This window comes from Eudoraea sp., from assembly GCF_039969275.1.
Classification (GTDB): Bacteria; Bacteroidota; Bacteroidia; order Flavobacteriales; family Flavobacteriaceae; genus Eudoraea.
The window spans coordinates 356,080-374,145 of the sequence record NZ_JBDVOC010000007.1; the positions used below are offsets into that span (position 1 = coordinate 356,080).

The window sequence follows — 18,066 nt, forward strand, 5'->3', positions numbered from 1 at the left end:
CCTGACATATGTCATTTTTTGAACTTGTCAACAAATGTAGTTTTACGCGAGAATTCAGGTAGGTATGAGTGTCATTTATTTATTGCTTACAATTAGTATTGTAGTAGCACTGATTTTCTTTGCTGCTTTTATAATTTCTGTACGCAGCGGGCAGTATGACGATTCGTATACTCCCTCAGTCAGAATGTTATTTGAAGATGAAGTTGTAAAAAACACAGCTGCAGAACCCAATACTAAAATCAAAAAATCAAACCAACTAAATAAAAAGCAAAATTTGTAATTATGGAAGTACAACAGTTCTATTACGATAACAAGATCGTAAAAAAATTCCTCTATGCCACTTTGTTTTGGGGAATCATTGGTATGCTCGTAGGATTACTACTTGCATTAATGTTTCTATTCCCTAATATTACCGATGGGATATCATTTCTGAGTTTTGGACGACTTCGCCCGTTGCACACTAATGCAGTTATCTTTGCATTTGTAGGCAACGCTATCTTTGCAGGAGTTTATTACTCTACCCAACGTTTGCTCAAAGCCCGAATGTTTAGCGATTTCCTTAGTAATTTCAACTTCTGGGGGTGGCAGAGTATAATTGTTGCAGCCGCAATAACGCTCCCGCTTGGAATCACTACTTCTAAAGAATATGCAGAATTGGAGTGGCCAATTGATATTGCAATTGCGCTGGTATGGGTCGCATTTGGATGGAACCTGATTGGAACAATGGTTAAAAGAAGGCAACGTCACCTTTATGTGGCTATCTGGTTCTATTTGGCCACATTTGTAACAGTTGCAGTTCTACATATCTTCAATAGTTTAGAATTGCCTGTTAGCGCTTTAAAAAGTTATTCGGTATATGCAGGGGTTCAGGATGCTCTGGTTCAATGGTGGTACGGTCATAACGCTGTGGCCTTCTTCCTTACCACACCTTTTTTAGGACTTATGTATTATTTTGTTCCTAAAGCTGCGAACAGACCTGTTTACTCCTATAGATTATCTATCGTCCATTTCTGGTCATTGATTTTTATATATATCTGGGCCGGACCTCACCATTTACTTTATTCATCCCTGCCGGATTGGGCACAAAACTTAGGTGTTGCATTTTCTGTAATGCTAATTGCTCCATCCTGGGGTGGTATGATAAATGGGTTGTTGACGCTTAGAGGTGCCTGGGATAAAGTACGTACAGACCCAACCCTTAAATTTATGGTGGTTGCAATTACAGGTTATGGGATGGCTACTTTTGAAGGTCCCATGTTATCCTTAAAAAATGTAAACGCCATTGCTCATTTTAGTGACTGGATTATTGCGCATGTTCATGTAGGTGCCCTGGCATGGAACGGTTTTCTGGCCTTTGGAATGATTTACTGGATGGTGCCTAAAATGTTTAAAACAAGATTGCATTCCCTGCCCATGGCCAATTTCCACTTTTGGATCGGGACATTAGGGATCATATTATATGCCCTGCCCATGTATGTGGCCGGCTTTACGCAAGCCTTAATGTGGAAAGAATTTAATCCGGACGGCTCTCTTGTTTACGGGAACTTCCTGGAAACGGTAAATGAAATTATGCCAATGTACTGGATGCGCGCTATTGGCGGCAGCCTCTATATTGTTGGGTTTGTTGTAATGTTATACAACATAGTAGTTACTGTTCGCTCAGGTAGCAAGGTGGAAGATGAACTTGCAGAAGCAGCCGCACTAACAAGGGTATCTAAAAAAAGAACGGCAGGAGAAACGTATCATACCTGGCTGGAACGTAAACCTATTAAATTGACAATATTTGCTACAATAGCCATTCTTATTGGAGGGATTGTCCAGATAGTCCCTACTATTCTGGTAAAATCCAATATACCAACCATTACAAGTGTAAAACCATATACTCCTTTGGAATTAGAGGGAAGAGATCTTTATATACGTGAAGGTTGTGTAGGTTGTCATTCTCAGATGATTCGTCCATTCCGCAGTGAAGTGGAACGTTATGGGGAATATGCCAAAGCAGGTGAGTTTGTTTATGATCACCCATTCCTTTGGGGTAGTAAACGTACAGGGCCCGATTTATTGCGAATTGGGGGTAAATATTCCGATAGCTGGCACCTTAACCATATGTATGACCCGCAAAGCACCTCCTCAGGTTCTATCATGCCGGCATATCAGTGGTTGGTCCGCAATGAACATGATCGCAGTGGCATCCAAAGCAAAATGGAGGCTATGGTAAGCCTTGGTGTCCCTTATACAGAAGAAGAAATCGCAAATGCTGCAACTTCTATGGAAGAGCAGTCTATTCAAATAGAAGAAAACCTTTATTCTGATCCCGATTTTGTAAAATCTTATGAAGAAGATAAAAAAATAGCAGCCGAAAACGGATCGGAATTTGTAGAAATGCGCGATCGTGAGATCGTTTCTCTAATCGCTTACTTACAGCGCTTAGGTACAGATATAAAAGTTAAGGAAACCGACGAATTAATGTCAGAAAACAAATAGATCATGCTAAAATTTATAAAAAATCACATGGAAAGTATGGAAGGCATCGCCACCTATCCCATGATATCGCTACTTATCTTCTTTGTATTTTTTGCCATTCTTTTTTGGTGGGTATTTACCGCCTCCAAAGAGCATATAAAAGAAGTAAGTGAAATACCATTAGAAGATAATCAACCAAAACAATAAAAGCCATGAAAAATATGTCACCCTGGTGGATCAGAATCCCAGTAATATTCTTTATCATCTTCGGACTGATGGAGTACTTTATTGATTCCGGAGAAAAACCCGCATTTATTGAATATCCTATAACACAGTTCTTTCTATTGATGGTGTTATTGATTTTAATTGCAATTGAACTTATTTTAAAATCTATTGAAAATGTTATGTTTCAAACCCTTTCTACAGAAGGTAAAGAAAGATATTTGGAATCTAAATCAAAACAATGGGAATGGAGTTGGGGTAAGAAGATGTACCAAAAACTATTAGGCTCCAAACCCATAGAAGCTGAAGGCGAAATCATTTTGGACCACAACTATGATGGTATAAAAGAGCTCGACAACAAATTACCGCCATGGTGGGTTTACCTTTTTTATGCGACGATTATTTTTGGTGTTATTTACCTGATAAGATTCGAAATTTATGGTGATTATGACCAGGATTTGGAATATGAACTCGAGGTAGCGGAAGCACAGGCCGAAATAGAAGCTTACAAAAAAACAGCTAAGGATTTGGTGGATGTCAATACAGTAGAATTGTTAACCGAGGCCTCCGATATTAGTGCAGGAAAATCCATTTTTGAAGCCAATTGCGTTGTATGTCATATGGCAGATGGTGGTGGTGGAATTGGACCCAATCTTACAGATGAATATTGGATATCTGGAGGCGGAATTAAAAATGTTTTTAATACCGTTTCTGAAGGAGGACGAGCCGGCAAAGGAATGATTTCCTGGAAGCAAACGCTGAAACCGTTAGAAATGGCCCAGGTATCTAGTTATTTACTTAATTTCCAAGGTACTACAGCCGCTAATCCCAAAGCAGCGGAAGGAGATCTATGGGTTGACGAGAATGCGCCAAAATAGGAAAATACGTCCTTTAAAGGTTGTTCTGGAACAAAATACAGATTCTATAACTGGTTGTTATGAATGTATAGCTCCTATTCATGCAGGAGTAGGGAATAGTAATTAAAACTATGGAAGAGAATTTCAGGGATAGTATTGGGACCATTGACGAAGAAGGAAAGCGGGCCTGGATATTCCCCAAAAAACCTAGTGGAAGGTATTATAAATATCGAAAATGGGTTAGTTACGGATTATTGATATTCCTATTTGCTTCTCCATTTATTAAGATAAATGGCAACCAGTTCCTTATGTTTAATGTTTTGGAACGCAGGTTCAATATTTTTGGTTTTCCCTTCTGGCCTCAGGATTTTCATCTTTTTGTTATTTCCATGATCATCGGGGTAATTTTTATCGCACTTTTTACCGTTGCTTTTGGACGTATATTTTGTGGATGGATGTGTCCTCAAACTATTTTTATGGAAATGGTCTTCAGGCGAATTGAATTCTGGATAGATGGAGATCGAGGTGCTCAGATGCGTTTGGACAGGCAATCATGGAATGCAGAAAAAATAAGGAAGCGATTACTTAAGTGGTTCGTCTTCTTTATTATATCTTTTTTAATAGCTAATGTATTCCTGGCCTATCTAATTGGAAGTGACAGCTTAATACAATACATCACCGATGGTCCTCTGAACCATATTAATACATTGGTGTCTCTGCTAATTTTTACTGCAGTATTCTATTTCATTTTTGCATGGTTCAGAGAACAGGTTTGCATTATTGCTTGTCCCTATGGAAGAATGCAAGGGGTATTATTAGACAATAAGTCTATTGTGGTTGCCTATGACCATAAGCGGGGTGAAGCTGAAAATGGCCGTAAGAAATTTCGAAAAAATGAAGATAGGTCAGCGCTTGGTCACGGAGATTGCATAGACTGCTTTCAATGTGTGAATGTATGCCCAACAGGTATTGATATCAGAAATGGTACACAATTGGAATGTGTGAATTGCACGGCTTGTATAGATGAGTGTGATACGATTATGGAAAAAATAGATCTTCCAAAAGGTCTCATTCGTTACGCAAGTGAGGACAATATTGAAAGAAAGGCGAAATTTACTTTTAATCCCAGATTAAAAGGATACGCTGCCGTACTTACTATATTAACTGTGGTATTTATTGGAATGCTTTTCTTACGAAACGATCTGGAAGCCAATATTTTAAGATTACCTGGTCAGCTATATGAACATAAAGAAGGAAATATAATCAGTAATGTTTACACCTATAAGCTGATAAATAAAACATCCAAAGACATTGATGATGTAAGTTTTAAACTTCTCTCACATAAAGGAAAAATTGATTTGGTATCACATCGCAGTTTTGAAGTCCCAGCGCAGCAATTAGCAGAGGGCACCTTGTTTATTGAAATTAATAATGCCGCTTTAAATGGGGATAAAGACAAACTAAAAATTGGTGTATATAGTGGGGATCAATTAATTGAAACAACAACGGCAAGGTTCCTGGCACCAAGAAGTTATAATTAGGAGTATTCATTAATATGAAATATAGAGTATGAAATTTAATTGGGGAACAGGAATAGTTTTGGCATTCGTTGCATTTATTGCATTTATAATGTATTTCGTCATTCTTGCCAGTACAGATAACAGTGCCAATCATGATTTGGTCACAGAAGAGTATTACAAGGAAGAATTAGCCTATCAAAAGGAGATTGACGCACTTTCTAATGCCAAAGATTATGCACCCCGGTTTAGTTTTATACACCAGGAAAATGGGTTAGCTATTACTTTCCCGCCAAAAATGAATTATAAAGAAATAAAAGGTAAAGTGTCCCTGTACAGACCATCCAATAAACACTTGGATTTTGACTTTCCTATAAGTTTATCCAATAAACATTTGCTCATACCTGACAAACGTTTGTTGGATGGTCGTTGGGACATAAAAATTTACTGGAATTATCAAGGCAAAAAGTACTTGATAAAAAAAAGTATCACCTATTAATTAATGATATGCTATTATCTGCCTTAATCTTGGGCCTTATGGGAAGCTTGCACTGCATAGGCATGTGCGGGCCAATTGCATTTATGCTGCCTGTAAGTCAGGATAATAAATATAAAAAAGCAGGTCAGGTTTTCATTTACCATTTTGGAAGACTAATGGCATATGGCATTATTGGCTTATTATTTGGGTTGTTGGGTAAGGGACTTTACATCTTTGGAATACAGCAAAAATTATCAATTCTTGTTGGTGTACTCATGATATTAGTTGTAATAATACCCTATAGATATATAAACAGACTTAGCCTTTCAAAACCTGTGTATCGGATTATTGGAAAAATTAAGAGCAGTTTAGGTAAAGCACTGAAGAAGAAAACGGCAGATACTTTTCTCACTATTGGGTTTCTAAATGGCTTCCTGCCCTGCGGACTGGTTTATATGGCTCTATTGGGAGCAATTGCCATGGGCACAGCTGTTGAAGGTTGGTTATATATGGTTTTGTTTGGTTTAGGAACAGTTCCATTAATGACAACAGCCGTTTACCTGAGCGGAATATTAAAGGATTCTGCAAAGCAGCGAATACGTAAATTAATACCAGTTTTTGTAGTTATCATAGGGTTACTTTTTATTCTGAGAGGAATGGGTTTAGGAATACCATATGTATCTCCCAAGCCTATGGTTAATGTGGTTTCTACAGAATTAGAATGTCATTAGCCTTAAATTATTTAAATGAGGCATTTTATAAATCAAGTAAAAATACTAACATGAAAATTGTTACCGCAGCAGAAGCTGCCGCCATTGTAAAATCCGGGGATCGGATATTTCTTCAGGGAGCTGCTATGACTCCTAATACTTTAATCAATAGAATTTGTGAAAGATATGAGGAATTAGAACAAGTAGAGATTATATCAATACATACGGAAGGGGAGGTTAAATATGCAATACCTCCATATAATCAGGCATTTAACATAAACAGTTGTTTTGTTGGAGGCAATGTCAGAAAGGCAGTGAATACAAATAAAGGTGATTATATTCCCATTTTTCTCAGTGAAATACATTTTTTGTTCAGGCGAAATATTTTACCTCTTGATGTGGCGGTGGTTCAGGTATCCCCCCCGGACAGGCATGGGTATTGTTCTTTGGGCGTTTCTGTCGATATTGCCTTGCCTGCAATACAGACTGCTAAAAAAGTAATTGCTCAGATAAATCCTCAGGTGCCAAGGACACATGGAGATGGTATTATTCATATTAATAGAATTGATCTGGCCATAGAAGTTGATGAGCCAATCCATGTTGCACCCCTAACCCAAATAACCGATTTAGAACACCAAATTGGGAAAAATGTAGCCGGACTTATTGAAGATGGTGCCACTTTACAATTGGGCATCGGAAATATTCCCAATGCTGTTTTAAGCAATTTACACAACCATAAAAGATTAGGAGTACATACAGAAATGTTTTCCGATGGTCTCTTACCTTTGGTTGAGGAAGGCATTATTACGGGTGAGGAAAAGGAGATTAAAACCGGTAAAATTGTTACTTGTTTCGCGGCAGGAACTAAAAATTTATACGATTTTGTCGATGACAATCCATCGGTGCATTTCAAAGAAGCCGGATATACTAATGATACTAGTTTAATTTCACAAAATCCCAAAGTAACTGCAATAAACAGCGCCATTGAAATAGATCTAACAGGGCAGGTATGTGCAGATAGTATTGGTCAACGACACTTCTCAGGTGTGGGAGGTCAAATGGATTTTATACGAGGCGCCACTATTTCTGAAGGAGGAAAACCAATTTTTGCCCTTTCCTCAACCACGGCAAAAGGAGTAAGCAAGATTACCCCTACCCTTAAAGAGGGTGCAGGAGTTACTACTACCAGAGCTCACGTTCACTACGTGGTCACCGAGTATGGCGTGGTAAATCTTTTTGGTAAAAATTTATATGAAAGGGCAAAAGACTTGATATCTATTTCACATCCTGATCATCGTGAAATGTTGATTAAAGCCGCCTATGAGCGTTTTGAACGATCATAAAAATAGCAATGGATTTAGAGCAATATATTGACCATACTTTATTAAAGCCTACGGCAACACCCTTGGCAATAAGACAATTATGCGATGAAGCCAGGGAATTTAATTTTTATTCAGTTTGTGTCAACAGTTGTTACGTTGCGTTGGCAAAAGACGAATTGAAAGATTCCGTTGTCAAAATAGCCGCGGTAATTGGTTTTCCGTTAGGCGCCATGTCTACTGAAGCTAAACTATGCGAGGCACAATTTTGTATTGAGCATGGGGCAGATGAAATAGATATGGTTATAAATATTGGTTGGTTAAAATTCAAAGAATACGATCTGGTAAAAGATGAAATAACTAAAATAAAACAGACCATTGGGTCAAGGAAATTGAAAGTAATAATTGAGACCTGTTACTTAACTGCTGAAGAAAAAAAAATAGCCAGTATGCTGGTTGTTGAGGGAAAGGCAGATTTTGTGAAGACTTCAACCGGATTTGGTTCAGGAGGAGCTACATTTGAAGATATTGAATTGATAAAACGCGTAATTCAAGACAGAATTAAGATTAAAGCCTCAGGAGGTATTAAAGATAAAAAAACGGCCAAACGTTACATTGATATGGGCGTTTCACGTTTAGGCACCTCCTCTGGAATTGAAATAGTAAAAAATTCTAATCTATAATCTATGAGTGCTCATATTGAAGCTAAAAAGAATGAGATTGCCGAGACCGTTTTAATGCCGGGTGATCCATTACGAGCCAAATGGATTGCCGAAACATTTTTGGATAACGTTTATTGTTACTCAAAAATTCGTGGTATGCTAGGTTATACAGGGGAATTTAAAGGGCAACGTATCTCAATACAGGGAAGCGGTATGGGCATCCCTTCTGCCATGATTTACTATCATGAACTTATTAATGATTATGATGTGAAACGAATAATCCGGGTAGGCACAGCAGGGTCTTATCAGGAGGATGTTAAAATCAGGGATATTGTTTTGGCCCTGTCCGCATCTACAAATTCGGGTATTAATAATGCCATTTTTAATGATTTTAATTATGCCCCAACAGCCGACTTCAATTTGATCTTGAAGGCTGCTTTATATGCGCAAGAAAACAACATTCTTATCAAGGCAGGTAATATACTCTCTTCGGACCTGTATTATGAAGAAGATCCGATGGCTTATAAAAAATGGGCTAAATATGGAGTGCTTTGTGCTGAAATGGAATCCGCTGGACTTTACACTATTGCAGCCAAGCACAATATTGAGGCTTTAACCATACTTACCATTTCCGACTCAATGGTTACTGGTGAAAAATGTAGTTTTGAAGAGCGGGAACGAACTTTTAAAGAAATGGTTCAAATAGCGCTGAACATTTGCGAAGACTAAATTAGCATGCGTTAAACGATGATTTATAAGCACATCCCCGGCGTACTCGTAAAAGCCAAATTTTCCAATTGTAAAAAATTCCGATATCAGCTTACCATAGAAAGCACACTAAAAACACACGGCAGCTCGCTCTGTGTTCTTATGCAAAATCCCAGTGTTGCCAATTCAAAATTTGCGGATAAGTCCGTTCAATTTCTTGAAAAACTCATTTTTGAAAAAGAAATTGAGTTATTTGAAAACATAAAAACTATTAAAGTAGTTAATCAGTTTGCTTATATACAAACTAAAGATTTTAAAGGAGCTTCATCTAAAATCGGGAAAGAGAATGACAGTTTTATAAGACAGGCCATAGAAGATTCCGATATCGTAATAGTTGCCTGGGGCAAAACCAACCCGTTTTTAAAACGGCAAGAAGACATCCTCAGGATTGTTTATTCGTTTGAGGATAAAACGGTCTTGATGACAAAGAAACATCCATCCCGGGGTACTTATCAAGATTTTATAATGCCCTTTTCAAATTAAAAATCCTTCCTTTTTGCTTTGTAAGACAATAGCCAAATGGGCAAAACGGTCCAAAGGATCAGCGTCAATATAGAAACGATCAAGCCCTTATCCGTACCAAAGAACTGCTTAAATATTGCGCCAGTATAGCCTAAAAGTGCTGAAATATCCAATTTTAAAAGGATCAAGGTTCTGGAAAGGTCAATTGGGTTGAACATAGTTGCTGCCAAGGAAAAAGAATCTAAGGGATATTCTTCAAAGAGGATCAATGACATTAAAAACAAGCCGTCATAGATTACTGCTAAAAAGAGCCACAACAACACGGCATACCCAAAACCTTTGATCTTGTTTTCATTCGATAGTGAAATATTGAAAGCCAAAGCAGTAAAAATTAGGGTAAGAAATCCCCCTGTTATCAATAATAAGGAAAAATCCCATATTGCATCACTCCTAAACAAACCATAAAGAATAAAAGGTATTCCCAATCCTAATACCAGGCTCATCGTTAACGAGCCAGCCACACCCAGATATTGCCCAAGGAATATGGAATTCCTTTTTAAAGGTTGGGCCAGTAATAGTTCAGTGAATTCTTTCGAATTATAAAAATACATGACCCCGAAGATGGTACTTATAAGCGGAACAAGAACAATGATAACGTTCATTAAAGTAATTACAGCTTTTGAAAGGTCATTGTTCAGAAATAAAAGTACAAAGCCCAATGCCAAATAGAATAGAAAGTACACATAACTCCATCTGCTTCGCATTAAATCGTAAAAGCTATATTTTAAAATCTTAAGCATCAGCTGTCTGTATTGTTATGGCCGCTATGGCATGTTCAAAATCTGTTTGTTTGGTCCTGGTCATCAATTGTTCAACACTACCTTTGAAAAAAATGTTGCCTTCTAAAAGATATACAATCTCATCGGCCATTTCTTCAACGAACTGCATGATATGGGTAGTGATCAATATGGTCTTGCCCTTGTTTTTTTCTTGAAGTATCAATTCCTTTAACTTTATCAGTGAGGCTGGATCCAATCCTGTAGTAGGTTCATCAAGAATAATCAAGGAACTATCGAACATGAAGGTCAATACTATGTTCACCTTTTGTTTAGTACCGCCAGAAAGTGTTCCTAATTTTTTATCCAAAAAAGGTTCTAAACCAAAAAGCTTTACCAACACTTCTTCCTTACTTTCCTTTTGCCGAAGGTCTTTGATCATCCTAATTAGTTCTTTCACTTTGAGGTTGCCCGGAAAGTTCGCTATTTGAGGGAGGTAATTTATATCCTGCCTGTATTTCCAATTCTTTTTGATTGTGTTGTCCTGTACGTCAATTTCGCCTGATGAAGGAATTACCATTCCTAAAATACATTTGATTAATGTGGTTTTACCAGATCCATTGGGACCCAGTACGGCAAATATTCCACCACTATGAATATCTAAATCCAAATTGAATAGTACCTGGTTTCTTCCAAATTTTTTATGTAGATTTTCTATCTGTATCATTCTGATTTTTTCATTAACGGCATTGCATCCAATAAGTTATCCGGTGTAAAAACGGGTGACACTTTTTCGGAAAAATCAATTATATCCATAAACATACTGCGCAATAGTATTATCGTTTCGGGTGTTCGGTTCACAACGTATGAGAACAATTTCACAGGTCGATAGGGCACATCTCCTATTCCGTCTTTATCCAAATCATATCCCGTGTAATCGCTCCAATAATTTTTCTCAAAAACATTGTCGTTCAATTTACTGTTATACGAAATATCAAAAGAGTTGTAAAGGAAATTATTATTGACAAATGAATTGGTATAACAGGCACCCAATACTTTCACGGCCCACCCGTTGCTAATAAAGTTATTGTTTTTATATTCTATGCGATTTGAGCCTTCGATATTGATGCCGATAGTGTTTTCCTGAAAGGTATTGCCAATAATTTCAGCATCATTGATTTCCTTGAGCAACATACCAAATGCGGCCGTACCCCAATTCTTTCTGAATATATTGCCTACCATTTTGATACGTTTGGAAAACATAACGGCCACACCAGCGCCATTGTTCTCAAAAGTATTATTTGTGTACACATCATCATTCGAAAACATAAAATGAAGGCCATACCTAAGATTATTTGCGCTCACGTTGTTATTGATGGTAATGTTATCAGAAAACTCCAGGTAAATACCATCACGTACCCCTTGCACGATATTTCGGTCTACCTGAACATTGTGGGAATACCATAATTGAATACCATTGCCAGAATTATATTCATCCACAGCATCGCCGATAATCTTGTTGTGATACACTTTACCATTGTTCGATCTTTCAAGATATATACCGAAAAACAGTTTTTCCAATACTACATTCTGTATCAGGTAGTTTTCACTTTTGACGACCCTTATGGCCGCATAATCAGTGGTGTAACTGGTACCGACGTTAATAATGTATAGTCCATCAATTGTCACATTATCAGAAACAATGCGAATGATTTCCCCACGGTCTTCGCCATCGATTACCGGGTAGTTTTCACCCTTCAAGGTTAAGGGTTTGTCGACAAGGATATTGAACTCTTTGTAGATGCCTTTTTTAATGAGAAGTGTGTCAAATTCCGAAGCATTAGAAATCCCATCCTTTATAGTTTTAACTTTACAAGATGGGCAGATTTCTATTGTCTTTGGCACTTGAGCGAAGCCAGAAAATATACTAAATAAAAAAAATATAAAAGCTCCGTATCTCATCATAAGAAGCCCCTAAAATACATTATATTTTGCAGATCCGTTAAATCCAAATTTTTCATTCATAAAGATGCCATTGTAATTCTGATACAAAGGTATTCCAATTTCAGCTCCTAAAATTAGCTTACTTCCTGCAAGCAAAAAATTAAAACCTAGTGCACCATGTACTAAATCAATAAATCTTTCTTTTAAGGTTTCCCAGTTATATACATCTCCTCCCTTTTCTTTTTGCACACTTATTGCTTCTGATTGAAGCATATAGGCAGAAAGGTTAGCACCCATGGGGCTTGGAATAGCTTTAGACTTAAGATAATATGCATTAGCCGCATGAATAACCTTCCCACTATTATAATCGGTTACCTGAATTTTTTGAAAGACATTTTCATTTTTGGATTTTAAATAATTTACCAAACATTCTATAGCATCGAACCAAATTAACTTTCCTGACTGGGTTTGTGCCTGTGCTTTGAACTGTAGATTTTTGACAGCCATACTGCAATGAATACATTGCTCATGAGATTGTGCAATAGATACCTTAGTCAAAATTAGGCATAGAAATAATATAGAAAAACATAAAGTATGTTTCATATTACTTTTTATCTTATGATTAAAAATTTAGAATTTTCATTGGCTTTTACCCAATGTGGTGTTTCTTTAGGAAAGCAAAAAAGTTGATGTTTCAAAAGAACGTACTCTTCCTGATTTATATTAAAAATCACAGCCCCTTCCAATACAATCAATTGTGCATCTGAGGGAGACGTGTGTTCAGGAAAGGTTGCCCCTTTTTCTAAACTAATACTGAGAATCTCCAAAGCATTAGTCTTTACTATTTTTTGGATTTGTAAATTATCGAATCGCTGATCTGTTATTTGACTGCTTATATTGTACATTATTTAAAATTTTATTTAAAAAATAATGGTTAACAGAATTTACCGGACATAAGTTGACCGAATACCATTAACCATTAAATTGAATCTTATTATTGCACTTTAAATCTTGTCAACAACTCGTTCCAAGAGTACAATTTCCCATTATTTTCGGCTTCAACATTCTCAGCTTCAACTCTGGACTGAAATGCTGTCAGGTATTCGCCCATAGGACTAGGAATTTCCTTGCTTATTAAAAAAGTAGCTTTTCTGGCATCGATTAACTCGCCCGGGGCTTGGTAATCATTAACCATAAAAAGTTCAATAGATGTCACATCTACGTCCTTTAAATGATTCACCATACACTCCACCGCGTCAAATTTAAATGCCTTACCTTTTTTAGTTACTATTTGAGCAGCATGTTGTTTATCAACAATGATCATCGAACAAAAATGACATCCATCAGAACCATAATTAATCGGTTTTGGATTAACCTCGCACGATACAAATGACAAAAGTGCAATAGTTACTAAAATGAATCTACTTATCATTTGTTTTTACTTTAATAGGTCTTACCGCACTGGCCTTGCTTTTAGGTTTCCATGCTTTTTTACCCACAAAAAATGCCATTACAGTCAGTATCATACCCACAAACATGAACCACGCACCTGTTGATGGCAAAGAGGTTACGTCAAAATTAAGCATTTTTACATGCCCAAAAAGTGGTGGTTTGTAGCTCACAGGAGTGCCATCTGCATTGGTGAGTTTCATTATAGCATTAGGATCTAAATTGGTGCCGTAATCTACCATCCATTCATTAAAATCATACATACCCAGTAATCCTAAGATACTCATGAGTACGAACCATCCCATAAACCATTTATAGCTAACTTTTTCAAAAAATCCCAGCAGGCCTATCAATACACCTAAGGCCACCATTCCTCCAATGACCCATGGAAAGGTACTAAACTCCCACATATCCTCAGGTTTTGGTAGTGTACGCATCCCAATATAATGATTAAGACCATCAATGTTCTGAATATCAAATTCGCTGACTCCCTTAATACCATCAATATAAATGTTCATTCCCAAAGGTTCCGGATATTGAGGTGCGCCCAGCATTATGTTCCAGAGTGGGAAAAAATACAATCCCAAAAGAAACAAAGGACCAATGATCATTAAGATACTTGCTTTTTTCATCATTTCTACTTTTTGATCGTTTATAAATCAAACATTATTTTGAAAGGATACTTTAATTTGAGAATAAAGCGGGCAGGTCCAAGACACAGCCCGCTTTTATTTGTAAATTAATTATTCTACCTAAGTACTTTTATTCGCCTAAAGACCAAGAAAGGTCAATATTTGAATTAGCAGGAGATACTCTAACATAACCTTGCATTTCCTGGTGTAAGGCAGAACAAAAATCAGTACAATAGAATGGCCATACCCCAACCTTTTTAGGTTCCCATAAAGAAGTCTTGGTTTGCCCCGGCATTACTAAAATTTCGGAAGTCCCCTGACCAATAATGGAGAAACCATGTGGTACGTCAAAATCTTGCTCGTGGTTTGTGATATGGAAATAAACCTTATCCCCTACTTTGACACCCTCAATATTGTCAGGTGTAAAATGACTTCGGATGGTAGACATATAAACATGTACTTCATTCCCATTGCGCTCTACACGTGCATCATCAACACCGATAGTGGCATATTTATGCTTATTTTCATCCAATCGATAGATCTTTTTCGAATTTGTTGCTAACAACTCGGCAGGGCAACCAGCAGCATAATGCGGTTCACCGTGGGTTGGGAAATCATAAATCAATTCCATTTTTTCCCCTGAAATATCATAAATCTGAGCAGAGTGCTCCATTTCAGGACCAGTAGGAAGATACCGGTCTTTGGTAATCTTGTTCATAGCAACAACATACTTCCCGAAAGGCTTTCTTGAATTTCCACCCGGAATCATCAAATGTCCTACGGAATAGTAAGTCGGTTTTCTATCGACAACCTCCCAGGTTCCCACTTTCCATTTAACAACTTCCGAAGAAATAAAGAAGGTAGTATAAGCATTCCCCTTACCATCGAATTCGGTATGAAGTGGGCCTAAACCTCCACTTTTTACAGTACCTGCTAAGACCTCCTCAAATTTGAGAATAGGAATACCATAAGCCTCTCCATCAAATTTTTCTCCTTCGATTGCGGCCAACATTTTATCAAACGAATGTACCGTAATGTCTGCAGACAGTTTTCCGCTACCAATAATATATTGCCCTGTTGGATCTACATCACAGCCGTGTGGTGATTTAGGTGTGGGCAGGAAGTACAAAGCTCCAGGCACTTTGGTTGGATCTACCGTAACTACCTCTTTTATCATGGTAGAAGTTCCTGTATGGCTTTCCTCGTCATAGACATTGTGCGCATAGTTAGCAGGCATTTTAGTCCCGCCACCATTTTTAACATACTCCTCTATTTTCTTCCAGTTTACAGCAGCGATAAAATCCTTATCATTTTGCGAAGCCATAACTTCTAATAAAGAATTGGCCTCTTCGGTGTTATACGTTGAAAAGAAGAACCATCCATGAGATTTTCCACGACCGGGATGCGAAAGGTCATAATTGAAACCTGGCATCAATATCTGGAATTCCAGATTTAATCGCCCATTGTCTGGAGCTACACTAATAAAAGACAAAGCGCCTTTGAAATTTCCCTTGTACTCATTAATGGCCATATCGCGCTGAGGTACAGGTACTGAAAATCTAGTCCCGGCTACTACATACTCCGTGTTTTCTGTAATGAATGACGAACTGTGGTTACCTGCACTGTTCGGAACCTCGATAATCTCTTCGGTCTCAAAAGTACTCAAACTTACTCTTGCTATACGGGGAGTATTGTTGCCATTCACAAAAACCCATCTGCCATCTAATTCACCATTAGTTTGCGAAATATCAGGGTGATGTAAATCATCCCAAGGAACGAATCCAAAAGAAGTGTTCAACATCGGTTTGGTTTCTTCCGAATAACCATATCCCGAGGTCGGGAATTGTGAGAATACGGGGATTTCCTTGAACATTCGCCCTGAGGGCAGTCCGTATACAGTAAGGTTTCCGCTATAACCTCCAGAAAGGAAAGCGTAGAATTCGTCTTGTTCACCAGGAGCTACATACACTTTTTCGGCAGCGCTTGATGATAAAGCCCCATTTGATTTCTGAGATTGGTTGTTGCAGCTGCTTAAGGTAATTCCTAACCCAAAGAGGACACAAATTAAATAGCTTAAATTTTTCATTATTTTATTTTTAGTTTTTATTGATTAATGTTTTTTATTCTTCCGGCGGCAAAATTACCTTGTCTACCACGTGGACAATCCCATTCCCTCCTTTGACACTACCTATTATTTTGGCTCCTCCAACAAAAACATCATCCCCTTCAACAACTATCATTACATCCTGATCATTGGCCTGCCCTAATTTTTTAAATTTCTTTAAAAACTCTTTGGAATAATTTCCAGGGGTTACATGATATTTTAAGATATTGGCCAACGCATCTTTATTTTCCGGCTTTAACAAGTTGTCAACCGTTCCTTCAGGTAGTGCAGCAAAGGCTTCATTAGTAGGTGCAAATACCATTAACGGACCAGCGTTTACCAAAACATTTTCAAGGTCCGCAGCTTGTACGGCCGCAACCAGCGTTGTATGATCCGGAGAACCAATAGCAATCTGTAGTACATTGGGCGTTGATCCGTCATCTTCAATAAAGGCCTGGCCACGTTCTTTATCTTCTTCAGTTGTTGGTGTTGTTGAAGAAGTTGTTCCTTCTGTTTTAGCTTCATTTTTACAACCGACAAATAAAATCAGCATAAAACATGAACCCACAAGTAATCTTAATTTAGTTATTGTTTTCATATGATTGTTTATTATAAAGTTCTAAAATACTCCAGCACCGCCCTTGCTTGTTCTTCAGTAAGACCTTGATTCGCCATTGGTGAACCGTTGAACTCTACCAACAAATCTTTAGCCAATGGGTCTTCTTTTACCATCTGTTCCGGATTAAGAATCATGTTCATAACCCATTCCGGTGTACGTCTCTCCAGGATACCGTTAGGGGCAGGACCAATGAATTTTTTGCCTATTCTATGGCATGCCAGACACATTTGGTCGTACACTTCTTTTCCTGTTGTCGCCATTGCCTGATCAATTTCCGGATTTAAGGTGATTGAAGTCACAGGCCCTAAACCCTTGTTAGTTAGATCTATACGCTCTGATGCTTTTGTCACTTCAGTATCAGGAGTGGTTGCGGGTTTCTCTGTTTCTGACTTTTGTCTGGTGACACTAAAACCGTCTTTTTTCTTTTCTTCTTTTCCGCCACAACTCATCAATATTAGAGTGAGCAGGAATACGGTAGTCCTAATTAGTTGTTTCATTCGATTGTTTTTGTTAATTAATGGTCAAAAATAAGAGTGAAAGTATTGAAAAAACATGATATTAATCATATTTAAGATAAAAATATCTTTTTATTCTTGTGGTTGAATTTAATATTCGAAATATGCTTTCAAACTCTTCGAAATACGCTCTCAAGGCTGTATTGTTTCTGGCATTACATTCCGATGAGAATAATAAAATGATGGTGAAAGATATCAGTGAAAGAATAAATGTGCCCAAAGCCTATATTGCCAAACTCTTGCAAGTGCTTGCCAAACGTAAAATCATCTCTTCCGCCAAAGGTCCTAAAGGAGGGTTTTATATTGATGAAGCAAAGAAAAATGAACCTATAATAAAAATTATAGATGTTATTGACGGTAAAAAAAGATTTGAATCCTGTGTCCTGAGTTTGGAAGATTGTAATAAATACAAGCCCTGCCCACTACATGCCTTAATTAGCCCCTCAAGATCACAAATAATTTCATTACTGGAAAGTAAGACAATAGAAGATCTGGCCGAGGATTTAGAGCTGAACAAGGCTTTTTTACCTATTTAATCCACTTCTTGGAGTACTTATTAAAAAAGCGTA

Annotated in this window: 22 protein-coding genes; 12 read left to right on the forward strand and 10 right to left on the reverse strand. The window is 37.5% G+C overall.

Going from position 1 to position 18,066, the window contains the following annotated elements; translation table 11 throughout:
* Nucleotides 1-64 precede the first annotated feature (64 nt).
* The 11 genes from ccoS (at nt 65) to ABJH90_RS06220 (ending at nt 9,479) form a co-directional block, all read left to right on the forward strand.
* Entirely contained in the window at nt 65-280 is a 216-nt protein-coding gene (ccoS, locus tag ABJH90_RS06170; RefSeq protein WP_348137592.1) for a cbb3-type cytochrome oxidase assembly protein CcoS, read from the forward strand.
* A gap of 2 nt (nt 281-282) precedes the next feature.
* Nucleotides 283-2,484, forward strand: a complete 2,202-nt coding sequence (gene ccoN / locus ABJH90_RS06175; protein ID WP_348137594.1) for a cytochrome-c oxidase, cbb3-type subunit I — start codon at nt 283-285, stop codon at nt 2,482-2,484.
* Between the two features lie 3 nt (nt 2,485-2,487).
* Nucleotides 2,488-2,670 carry a CcoQ/FixQ family Cbb3-type cytochrome c oxidase assembly chaperone gene (locus tag ABJH90_RS06180; protein WP_348137596.1) on the forward strand — a complete coding sequence of 61 codons (183 nt, stop codon included), beginning with the start codon at nt 2,488-2,490 and terminating at the stop codon, nt 2,668-2,670.
* A 5-nt stretch (nt 2,671-2,675) separates the two neighbouring features.
* The gene (locus tag ABJH90_RS06185) at nt 2,676-3,563 is read left to right on the forward strand and encodes a cbb3-type cytochrome c oxidase N-terminal domain-containing protein (protein WP_348137598.1); all 888 of its coding nucleotides are present in this window, start codon (nt 2,676-2,678) and stop codon (nt 3,561-3,563) included.
* Between the two features lie 110 nt (nt 3,564-3,673).
* Nucleotides 3,674-5,083 (forward strand): cytochrome c oxidase accessory protein CcoG, encoded by a 1,410-nt coding sequence (gene ccoG / locus ABJH90_RS06190; protein ID WP_348137600.1) that lies wholly within the window; start codon nt 3,674-3,676, stop codon nt 5,081-5,083.
* Nucleotides 5,084-5,111: 28 nt separating this feature from the next.
* On the forward strand, nt 5,112-5,558 hold the full coding sequence (locus tag ABJH90_RS06195) for a FixH family protein (protein WP_348137602.1): 447 nt from the start codon (nt 5,112-5,114) through the stop codon (nt 5,556-5,558).
* 8 nt (nt 5,559-5,566) lie between these two features.
* On the forward strand, nt 5,567-6,268 hold the full coding sequence (locus ABJH90_RS06200) for a sulfite exporter TauE/SafE family protein (protein ID WP_348137604.1): 702 nt from the start codon (nt 5,567-5,569) through the stop codon (nt 6,266-6,268).
* Nucleotides 6,269-6,318: 50 nt separating this feature from the next.
* Nucleotides 6,319-7,590, forward strand: coding sequence for an acetyl-CoA hydrolase/transferase C-terminal domain-containing protein (locus ABJH90_RS06205; RefSeq protein ID WP_348137606.1), 1,272 nt, complete (start codon nt 6,319-6,321; stop codon nt 7,588-7,590).
* Nucleotides 7,591-7,598: 8 nt separating this feature from the next.
* Entirely contained in the window at nt 7,599-8,249 is a 651-nt protein-coding gene (gene deoC / locus ABJH90_RS06210) for a deoxyribose-phosphate aldolase (RefSeq protein ID WP_348137608.1), read from the forward strand.
* Between the two features lie 3 nt (nt 8,250-8,252).
* The gene (deoD, locus tag ABJH90_RS06215) at nt 8,253-8,957 is read left to right on the forward strand and encodes a purine-nucleoside phosphorylase (protein ID WP_348137610.1); all 705 of its coding nucleotides are present in this window, start codon (nt 8,253-8,255) and stop codon (nt 8,955-8,957) included.
* A gap of 18 nt (nt 8,958-8,975) precedes the next feature.
* Entirely contained in the window at nt 8,976-9,479 is a 504-nt protein-coding gene (locus tag ABJH90_RS06220) for a DUF1643 domain-containing protein (RefSeq protein ID WP_348137612.1), read from the forward strand.
* On the opposite strand, the gene ABJH90_RS06225 is transcribed toward ABJH90_RS06220, so the two are convergent.
* From ABJH90_RS06225 to ABJH90_RS06270, 10 genes are all read right to left on the reverse strand, one after another.
* Nucleotides 9,476-10,258, reverse strand: a complete 783-nt coding sequence (locus tag ABJH90_RS06225) for an ABC transporter permease (RefSeq protein WP_348137614.1) — start codon at nt 10,256-10,258, stop codon at nt 9,476-9,478. The genes ABJH90_RS06220 and ABJH90_RS06225 overlap by 4 nt on opposite strands.
* A complete protein-coding gene (locus tag ABJH90_RS06230) occupies nt 10,251-10,961 on the reverse strand; it encodes an ABC transporter ATP-binding protein (protein WP_348137616.1) in 711 nt (236 codons plus the stop codon). The genes ABJH90_RS06225 and ABJH90_RS06230 overlap by 8 nt, the downstream gene beginning before the upstream one ends.
* A complete protein-coding gene (locus ABJH90_RS06235) occupies nt 10,958-12,196 on the reverse strand; it encodes a nitrous oxide reductase family maturation protein NosD (RefSeq protein WP_348137969.1) in 1,239 nt (412 codons plus the stop codon). The genes ABJH90_RS06230 and ABJH90_RS06235 overlap by 4 nt, the downstream gene beginning before the upstream one ends.
* 12 nt (nt 12,197-12,208) lie before the next feature.
* Entirely contained in the window at nt 12,209-12,781 is a 573-nt protein-coding gene (locus ABJH90_RS06240; RefSeq protein ID WP_348137618.1) for a nitrous oxide reductase accessory protein NosL, read from the reverse strand.
* An 8-nt stretch (nt 12,782-12,789) separates the two neighbouring features.
* Nucleotides 12,790-13,083, reverse strand: coding sequence for a cupin domain-containing protein (locus tag ABJH90_RS06245; RefSeq protein WP_348137620.1), 294 nt, complete (start codon nt 13,081-13,083; stop codon nt 12,790-12,792).
* 89 nt (nt 13,084-13,172) lie between these two features.
* A complete protein-coding gene (locus tag ABJH90_RS06250) occupies nt 13,173-13,610 on the reverse strand; it encodes a nitrous oxide reductase accessory protein NosL (RefSeq protein ID WP_348137622.1) in 438 nt (145 codons plus the stop codon).
* Entirely contained in the window at nt 13,600-14,259 is a 660-nt protein-coding gene (locus ABJH90_RS06255) for a hypothetical protein (protein WP_348137971.1), read from the reverse strand. Before ABJH90_RS06255 ends, ABJH90_RS06250 begins: the two co-directional genes overlap by 11 nt.
* Nucleotides 14,260-14,389: 130 nt before the next feature.
* On the reverse strand, nt 14,390-16,345 hold the full coding sequence (gene nosZ / locus ABJH90_RS06260; protein WP_348137623.1) for a Sec-dependent nitrous-oxide reductase: 1,956 nt from the start codon (nt 16,343-16,345) through the stop codon (nt 14,390-14,392).
* A 34-nt stretch (nt 16,346-16,379) separates the two neighbouring features.
* The gene (locus ABJH90_RS06265) at nt 16,380-16,961 is read right to left on the reverse strand and encodes a fasciclin domain-containing protein (protein WP_348137624.1); all 582 of its coding nucleotides are present in this window, start codon (nt 16,959-16,961) and stop codon (nt 16,380-16,382) included.
* A gap of 11 nt (nt 16,962-16,972) precedes the next feature.
* Nucleotides 16,973-17,479 (reverse strand): cytochrome c, encoded by a 507-nt coding sequence (locus tag ABJH90_RS06270; protein ID WP_348137625.1) that lies wholly within the window; start codon nt 17,477-17,479, stop codon nt 16,973-16,975.
* Nucleotides 17,480-17,601: 122 nt separating this feature from the next.
* Between ABJH90_RS06270 and ABJH90_RS06275 the strand changes: the two genes are divergently transcribed.
* Nucleotides 17,602-18,033 carry an Rrf2 family transcriptional regulator gene (locus ABJH90_RS06275; protein WP_348137626.1) on the forward strand — a complete coding sequence of 144 codons (432 nt, stop codon included), beginning with the start codon at nt 17,602-17,604 and terminating at the stop codon, nt 18,031-18,033.
* Nucleotides 18,034-18,066 lie beyond the last annotated feature (33 nt).

Excerpts from the sequence above, each read along its gene's own strand:
- ccoS (WP_348137592.1), top strand. The coding sequence starts at position 65 with ATGAGTGTCATTTATTTATTGCTTACAATTAGTATTGTAGTAGCACTG.
- ccoN (WP_348137594.1), top strand. The coding sequence starts at position 283 with ATGGAAGTACAACAGTTCTATTACGATAACAAGATCGTAAAAAAATTC.
- ABJH90_RS06180 (WP_348137596.1), top strand. The coding sequence starts at position 2,488 with ATGCTAAAATTTATAAAAAATCACATGGAAAGTATGGAAGGCATCGCC.
- ABJH90_RS06185 (WP_348137598.1), top strand. The coding sequence starts at position 2,676 with ATGAAAAATATGTCACCCTGGTGGATCAGAATCCCAGTAATATTCTTT.
- ccoG (WP_348137600.1), top strand. The coding sequence starts at position 3,674 with ATGGAAGAGAATTTCAGGGATAGTATTGGGACCATTGACGAAGAAGGA.
- ABJH90_RS06195 (WP_348137602.1), top strand. The coding sequence starts at position 5,112 with ATGAAATTTAATTGGGGAACAGGAATAGTTTTGGCATTCGTTGCATTT.
- ABJH90_RS06200 (WP_348137604.1), top strand. The coding sequence starts at position 5,567 with ATGCTATTATCTGCCTTAATCTTGGGCCTTATGGGAAGCTTGCACTGC.
- ABJH90_RS06205 (WP_348137606.1), top strand. The coding sequence starts at position 6,319 with ATGAAAATTGTTACCGCAGCAGAAGCTGCCGCCATTGTAAAATCCGGG.
- deoC (WP_348137608.1), top strand. The coding sequence starts at position 7,599 with ATGGATTTAGAGCAATATATTGACCATACTTTATTAAAGCCTACGGCA.
- deoD (WP_348137610.1), top strand. The coding sequence starts at position 8,253 with ATGAGTGCTCATATTGAAGCTAAAAAGAATGAGATTGCCGAGACCGTT.
- ABJH90_RS06220 (WP_348137612.1), top strand. The coding sequence starts at position 8,976 with ATGATTTATAAGCACATCCCCGGCGTACTCGTAAAAGCCAAATTTTCC.
- ABJH90_RS06225 (WP_348137614.1), bottom strand. The coding sequence starts at position 10,258 with ATGCTTAAGATTTTAAAATATAGCTTTTACGATTTAATGCGAAGCAGA.
- ABJH90_RS06230 (WP_348137616.1), bottom strand. The coding sequence starts at position 10,961 with ATGATACAGATAGAAAATCTACATAAAAAATTTGGAAGAAACCAGGTA.
- ABJH90_RS06235 (WP_348137969.1), bottom strand. The coding sequence starts at position 12,196 with ATGAGATACGGAGCTTTTATATTTTTTTTATTTAGTATATTTTCTGGC.
- ABJH90_RS06240 (WP_348137618.1), bottom strand. The coding sequence starts at position 12,781 with ATGAAACATACTTTATGTTTTTCTATATTATTTCTATGCCTAATTTTG.
- ABJH90_RS06245 (WP_348137620.1), bottom strand. The coding sequence starts at position 13,083 with ATGTACAATATAAGCAGTCAAATAACAGATCAGCGATTCGATAATTTA.
- ABJH90_RS06250 (WP_348137622.1), bottom strand. The coding sequence starts at position 13,610 with ATGATAAGTAGATTCATTTTAGTAACTATTGCACTTTTGTCATTTGTA.
- ABJH90_RS06255 (WP_348137971.1), bottom strand. The coding sequence starts at position 14,259 with ATGAAAAAAGCAAGTATCTTAATGATCATTGGTCCTTTGTTTCTTTTG.
- nosZ (WP_348137623.1), bottom strand. The coding sequence starts at position 16,345 with ATGAAAAATTTAAGCTATTTAATTTGTGTCCTCTTTGGGTTAGGAATT.
- ABJH90_RS06265 (WP_348137624.1), bottom strand. The coding sequence starts at position 16,961 with ATGAAAACAATAACTAAATTAAGATTACTTGTGGGTTCATGTTTTATG.
- ABJH90_RS06270 (WP_348137625.1), bottom strand. The coding sequence starts at position 17,479 with ATGAAACAACTAATTAGGACTACCGTATTCCTGCTCACTCTAATATTG.
- ABJH90_RS06275 (WP_348137626.1), top strand. The coding sequence starts at position 17,602 with ATGCTTTCAAACTCTTCGAAATACGCTCTCAAGGCTGTATTGTTTCTG.